This window comes from Protofrankia sp. Cas3 (assembly GCF_963555955.1).
In the GTDB taxonomy this organism is placed as follows: Bacteria; Actinomycetota; Actinomycetes; order Frankiales; family Frankiaceae; genus Protofrankia.
This window is the reverse complement of sequence record NZ_CAUVXP010000231.1, coordinates 1-6,492: the sequence shown is the minus strand read 5'-3', so window position 1 is coordinate 6,492 and position 6,492 is coordinate 1. Positions and strand designations below refer to the sequence as shown.

Annotated in this window: 5 protein-coding genes; all 5 read left to right on the top strand. The window is 65.8% G+C overall.

Features of this window, described 5'->3' with window-relative positions; genetic code table 11:
• Window positions 1-17 precede the first annotated feature (17 nt).
• On the top strand, window positions 18-1,052 hold the full coding sequence (locus U9983_RS25895; RefSeq protein WP_322756516.1) for a 2-oxoacid:ferredoxin oxidoreductase subunit beta: 1,035 nt from the start codon (window positions 18-20) through the stop codon (window positions 1,050-1,052).
• 636 nt (window positions 1,053-1,688) lie between these two features.
• Window positions 1,689-2,825, top strand: coding sequence for a homocitrate synthase (nifV, locus tag U9983_RS25890; protein WP_322756514.1), 1,137 nt, complete (start codon window positions 1,689-1,691; stop codon window positions 2,823-2,825).
• 115 nt (window positions 2,826-2,940) lie between these two features.
• Window positions 2,941-3,807: a nitrogenase iron protein gene (nifH, locus tag U9983_RS25885; protein ID WP_322747341.1), complete on the top strand. Its 867-nt coding sequence runs from the start codon at window positions 2,941-2,943 to the stop codon at window positions 3,805-3,807.
• A 107-nt stretch (window positions 3,808-3,914) separates the two neighbouring features.
• Window positions 3,915-5,321 (top strand): nitrogenase molybdenum-iron protein alpha chain, encoded by a 1,407-nt coding sequence (gene nifD, locus U9983_RS25880; RefSeq protein WP_322756515.1) that lies wholly within the window; start codon window positions 3,915-3,917, stop codon window positions 5,319-5,321.
• A gap of 164 nt (window positions 5,322-5,485) precedes the next feature.
• The coding region (nifK, locus tag U9983_RS25875) for a nitrogenase molybdenum-iron protein subunit beta (RefSeq protein WP_322756513.1) at window positions 5,486-6,492 on the top strand (1,007 nt) is incomplete at its 3' end.

Below are 6,492 nucleotides of genomic sequence, written 5' to 3'. Positions count from 1 at the left end.
CGGAGAGGTCGTGCGTAATGCCTGAAGTGCCCGTCAAGCTCACCGCCAAGGACTTCCGGTCGGATCAGGAGGTCCGCTGGTGCCCGGGCTGCGGTGACTTCGCGATCCTGTCGGCGATCCAGTCGTTCATGCCGGAACTGGGTATTCCGCGCGAGAACGTCACGTTCGTCTCCGGGATCGGCTGTTCGTCGCGTTTCCCGTACTACCTCAACACCTACGGCATGCACTCGATCCACGGTCGGGCGCCGGCGATCGCGACGGGTCTGGCGGTCAGCCGGCCGGACCTGTCGGTGTGGGTGGTCACCGGTGACGGTGACGCCCTGTCGATCGGCGGCAACCATCTCATCCACGCGCTGCGCCGCAACGTCAACATCAAGATTCTGCTGTTCAACAACCGTATCTACGGGTTGACCAAAGGTCAGTGCTCGCCCACGTCGGAATTCGGCAAGGTCACCAAGTCGACGCCGGTCGGCTCCCGCGACACCCCGTTCAACCCGATCGCGCTGGCGCTCGGCGCCGAGGCGTCATTTGTGGCGCGCACCATCGACTCCGACCGCAAGCACCTGCAGTCGGTGCTGCGTGCGGCCGCCGCACACGAAGGCAGCGCGTTCATCGAGATCTACCAGAACTGCGCCATCTTCAACGACGGTGCGTTCGACGTACTGAAGGACCCGGCCAGCCGCGACTCGGTGCTGGTCCGCCTTGAGCACGGCAAGCCGATCACGTTCGGCGGCTCGGGGGAGAAGTGTGTGGTGCGCGAGCCGCGTGGTTTCGGGCTTGAGGTCGCGGACACCGCCCACGTCCCCCGTAGTGAGGTCATCGTCCATGACGAGACGGTGGAGGGCCCGGCCTACGCCTTCACCCTGTCCCGGTTGTCCGACTCCGACCTGAGCAACACCCCGATCGGGGTGTTCCGTCGGGTGGGGCGGCCCACCTACGAGGCCATGGTGGCGGAGCAGAACACCTCGGCCCGGACGGGCAGCGCGAACGCGACGCCCGAGGAGCGGCTGTCCGAGCTGCTGCACGCGGGCAACACCTGGACGATCAACTGATCAACTGATCAACTGATCCACCGGCATGGTGTGATTCCTGATTTCTGGCGTTCCCCGGTCGTCGGCGTCGTCACAACGCTCGCGGCCGGGGGACGCCTTTGTCGTTCTCCGCACCGTTGTCGTTCTCCGCACCGTTGTCGCTCTCCGCACCGTTGTCGCTCTCCGCACCGTTTTCTGCGGTGCGGGCATTCGTCCATGGCTTCCCGGGCCGTGTGAACAACGGGTCGGGTCGTTGGTCGGCACATGCGGGTACGTTCGTCCCGCCGGCGGCGGTCGGCCGTATTTGGGCATGGCTTGGGGTTGTAAAACAATGAGCGGGAGACAACATGTCGTATTGCACCGTGGGCAGGGTGCCGGCCGGCGGCGCACCATTCGGCGCCAGCCGTTCGCGCCGTTGGTCCCAGGGTCTTTCGGACACCCGGCCCGAGCTCCTTCAGCTATTCGTCCCAGAATCGCGGATGCGGCCGAAACGTTACTGGGAAGATACGGCGCTTAAAGAGCACGAAACAACAGTGGACGACATTCCTAATCGCGGCGCTTCAACGGCGAGGCCCGCGGAAGTCGCCACCGGTCGCGACAGCCGATCGCAGGCGGGCACATCTCGCCACCTTCCTTTTCAACCGACGGAGGGCAACTGTGGGGCACGACATCGTGATCGGGTTCTGTGACACCACCTTGCGTGACGGTGAGCAGGCCCCGGGAGTTGCCTTCACGGCGCAGGAGAAACTGCTCATCGCCACCGCGCTCGACCAGGCGGGGGTGGCGCAGATCGAGGCGGGCGTGCCGGCCATGGGTCCATCCGAGCGCGAGGTGCTGGCTCGCATCGCCGGCGCCGGGCTCCGGGCGGAGATCGTCGCCTGGTGTCGCGCCATGCGGTCAGACATCGACGCGGCGGTCGCCTCCGGCGTCGGTCGGGTGCACCTGAGTATTCCCGTGTCCGACCTGCATCTGACCCACAAGCTCGGTCGGGACCGGGCGTGGGCGCGCAGCCGCATCCGCGACTGCGTCGCCGACGCCCTCGATCGGGGGCAAGCCGTCGGGGTCGGGTTCGAGGACGCCTCACGGGCGGACGACAGCTTCGTCATCGAGCTCGCCGACGAACTGGTCCGCGATGGTGTCGACCGCCTGCGATGGGCCGACACCGTCGGGGTCCTCGAGCCCTTCAGCGCCTGTGCCCGGATGTCTCGACTGGTGGGCGCGGTGCCCGCCAACTGGGAGATCCACGCCCACGACGACTTCGGACTCGCCACCGCCAACACTCTCGCGGCGGTTCGGGCCGGCTTCGGGTTTGTCAGCACCACCGTCGCGGGGCTCGGCGAACGTGCCGGCAACGCGCCGCTGGAGGAAGTGGCGATGGCGCTTCGCCACCTGCTGGGAATCAGGGTCGACCTTGACACCACGTCCTTCCGGGCGCTGGCCGGCCTGGTCTCGCGCGCGGCACGCCGTCCGGTGCCGTGCGGGAAGGCCATCGTCGGTGAGTCTGCGTTCATCCACGAGTCCGGCATCCACGTGGATGGCGTGCTCAAAGCGCCCAGCATCTACGAACCCTTCGACCCCGCGGAGGTCGGTGCGCACCGCCGCCTGGTCGTGGGCAAGCACGCGGGGCGGGCGTCACTGCGGTACGCCCTGCGCAAGCACGGAATCGATGCGGACGAAAGCGTTCTCGGACCTGTTCTGGAAGGTCTGCGATCACAGGTCTGCATGCTCAAGCGACCGCTGCGCTCGGACGAGGTTCGTGATCTCTACGAGCGGTTCCAGGTTTCGGCTACCTGAACCAGCACGGCTACCTGAACCAGCACGGCTACCTGAACCAGCACGGCTACCTGAACCAACTCCGGCTTTCCCACAGTGACGCACGCTCGGGCGTGCGGTGAAGGAGCACACACCGATGAGGCAGATCGCCTTTTACGGCAAGGGTGGTATTGGTAAGTCCACCACTCAGCAGAACACGATGGCGGCGCTGGCCACCCGCGGCAACCGCATCATGATCGTTGGCTGCGACCCGAAGGCGGACTCGACCCGTCTGATCCTGCACTCGAAGGCGCAGACCTCGGTTCTGGCCCTGGCCGCGGAGAGGGGCTCGGTCGAGGACCTCGAGCTCGAGGATGTGCTGCTGGCCGGCGAGTTCAACATCCGCTGCGTCGAGTCCGGTGGTCCGGAGCCGGGTGTCGGGTGCGCGGGTCGTGGTGTCATCACCGCGATCACCTTCCTCGAGGAGAACGGCGCCTACGAGGACCTCGACTTCGTCTGCTACGACGTCCTGGGTGACGTTGTGTGCGGTGGCTTCGCGATGCCGATCCGCCAGGGCAAGGCCCAGGAGATCTACATCGTGACCTCCGGTGAGATGATGGCGATGTACGCGGCGAACAACATCGCCCGAGGCATCCTCAAGTACGCGCACTCCGGTGGCGTGCGTCTGGGTGGGCTGATCTGTAACAGCCGTAAGACCGACCGCGAGGACGAGCTCATCATGGAGCTCGCGCGGCGCCTGAACACCCAGATGATCCATTTCGTCCCCCGCGACAACATCGTCCAGCACGCCGAGCTGCGCCGGATGACGGTTCTGGAGTACGCGCCTGAGTCCAACCAGGCCAATGAGTACAAGGAACTCGCGCGCAAGATCGAAGAGAACGACATGAAGACCATCCCGACTCCGATCACCATGGACGAGCTCGAGGAGCTTCTGATCGACTTCGGGATCATGGAGCAGGAGGACGAGTCGGTTATCGGCCAGAAGGCCACCGCGGTCGCGTGACCGGGCGTACCTCCTCATCAGAAAGGTCTGTCGTGACTCCTCCTGTGACTCCTCCCGCGACCCCTCCCGCGACTCCAGCCGTGGCCCCGCCCGTCGACACCCAGGCGATGATCGATGACGTCCTCGCCGGGTACCCGGCGAAGGCCGCGAAGTTCCGGGCCAAGCACGTCAAGCCCAACGACCCGACCGGGTCGAAGGAGTGCGAGGTCAAGTCCAACATCAAGTCGCGCCCCGGTGTGATGACGGTCCGTGGCTGCGCCTACGCCGGTTCCAAGGGTGTGGTGTGGGGCCCGATCAAGGACATGGTCCACATCAGCCACGGGCCGGTCGGTTGCGGCCAGTACTCCTGGGCGTCCCGGCGTAACTACTCGCACGGCACCCGCGGCGTCGACAACTTCGTCACGTTCCAGTTCACCAGCGACTTCCAGGAACGCGACATCGTGTTCGGCGGTGACAAGAAGCTCGCCGTGATCTGCAAGGAGATCGCCGAGCTGTTCCCGCTGGCCAAGGGCATCTCCATCCAGTCCGAGTGCCCGATCGGTCTGATCGGTGACGACATCGACGCAGTCGCCCGCGAGGCGTCGAAGGAACTGGACATGCCGGTCGTCCCGGTGAAGTGCGAGGGGTTCCGCGGTGTCAGCCAGTCGCTGGGCCACCACATCGCCAACGACGCGATCCGCGACATCGTGCTCGGCACCCGGGACACCACCAGGCAGACCGCGTACGACGTCGCCCTGATAGGTGACTACAACATCGGTGGTGACGCCTGGGCGTCGCGTCGCATCCTGGAGGACATGGGCCTGCGGGTGGTGGCCCAGTGGTCCGGTGACGGCACGCTCAACGAGCTGTCCACCAGCCACCTCGCCAAGCTGAACCTGATCCACTGCTACCGGTCCATGAACTACATCTGCACCACGATGGAGGAGCGCTTCGGCACTCCGTGGACCGAGTTCAACTTCTTCGGCCCGACCAAGATCATTGAGTCGATGCGGAAGATCGCTTCGTTCTTCGACGACACGATCAAGGAGAAGACCGAGGCTGCGATCGCCAGCTACCAGCCCCTGTTCGACCTGGTACGCAACGAGTACCGGCCGCGGCTGGAGGGCAAGCGGGTGATGCTGCTCGTCGGTGGCCTGCGTCCGCGGCACACCATCGGCGCCTACGAGGATCTCGGCATGGAGATCATCGGTACCGGCTACGAGTTCGCCCACAAGGACGACTACAGCCGCACCAACCCCGAGCTCGGCGAGGGCGTCGTGATCTACGACGACCCGAGCGCCTACGAGCTCGAGGAGTTCGCCCGCCGGCTCAAGCCCGACCTGATGGGTGCCGGAGTGAAGGAGAAGTACGTCTTCCACAAGATGGGCCTTCCCTTCCGCCAGATGCACTCCTGGGACTACTCCGGTCCCTACCACGGTGTGGACGGCTTCGCCGTGTTCGCCCGCGACATGGACATCGCCATCAACAGCCCGACCTGGAACCTGTTCCAGGCGCCCTGGTCCACGGCCGCATAGCACGGCGCCGGACTGGTGAACCGGACGGCCCGGGAGCCGTTTTCTGATCGGCTCCCGGGCCGCCGGCCGGTTCGCTGCGCAGCAGACACCGCAGCACCGCCTGCAGGACCGACCGCAGCGCAGACCGATTCTTCTTCCCATCGACCAAATAAGAGGGCGTTCGCATGCCAGACAATCCCGTACCTCTTCGTGTGCTGGACCACAATGAGCTGTTCAAGGCCCCGCACTTCCAGGAGCAGTTCGACCGCAAGCGTGAGTTCGAGGAGCCCGCAGACCCCGCCGAGATCGCCCGGATCACGGACTGGACCCGGTCCTGGGAATATCGGGAGAAGAACTTCGCCCGGGAGGCGCTCACCATCGACCCGGGCAAGGCATGCCAGCCACTTGGCGCCCTGCTCGCGGCCATCGGGTTCGCCGGCACGCTCCCGCTCGTCCACGGTTCGCAGGGCTGCGTGGCCTACTTCCGCAGCTACTTCGCCCGGCACTTCAAGGAGCCGTTCCCGGCTGCGTCATCCTCGATGACCGAGGACGCGGCCGTCTTCGGCGGCCTCAGCAACCTCATCGAGGCGCTGGAGAACGCCACCACGCTCTACAAGCCGGACATGGTCGCGGTCTCCACCACCTGCATGGCCGAGGTCATCGGCGACGACCTGCAGAACTTCATCGGCACGGCCCGGGAGAAGGGCGCCATCCCGGCGGACTTCCCGGTGCCCTACGCGCACACCCCGAGCTTTGTCGGCTCCCACCTCACCGGCTACGACAACATGATGAAGGGCATTCTTTCCTACCTGAACAAGGGAAAGAAGGCGAAGAAGTCCAACGGCACGCTGAACGTGGTGCCGGGCTTCGAGACCTACACCGGCAACCTGCGTGAGATCAAGCGGTTGCTCACCCTGCTGGGCGTCAAGCACGTCCTGCTCGGCGACCACACCGACGCACTGGACTCGCCGGCCACCGGTGACTACGAGCTGTACCCGGGTGGCACGCCGCTGAAGGTCGCCGCCGACGCGATCAACGCCAAGGCGACCCTGTTCCTGCAGGAGAGCGCCACTCGCAAGACCGCGGAGCTGGTGAGCACCGAGTGGGGGCAGGCGACCGCCACGGTGCCGCTGCCGATCGGCGTGGGCAACACCGACCGCTTCGTGACCGAAGTGGCCGCCCTCACCGGGAT

Coding starts and splice junctions, on each gene's coding strand:
- U9983_RS25895 (WP_322756516.1), top strand. CDS start 18: ATGCCTGAAGTGCCCGTCAAGCTCACCGCCAAGGACTTCCGGTCGGAT.
- nifH (WP_322747341.1), top strand. CDS start 2,941: ATGAGGCAGATCGCCTTTTACGGCAAGGGTGGTATTGGTAAGTCCACC.
- nifD (WP_322756515.1), top strand. CDS start 3,915: ATGATCGATGACGTCCTCGCCGGGTACCCGGCGAAGGCCGCGAAGTTC.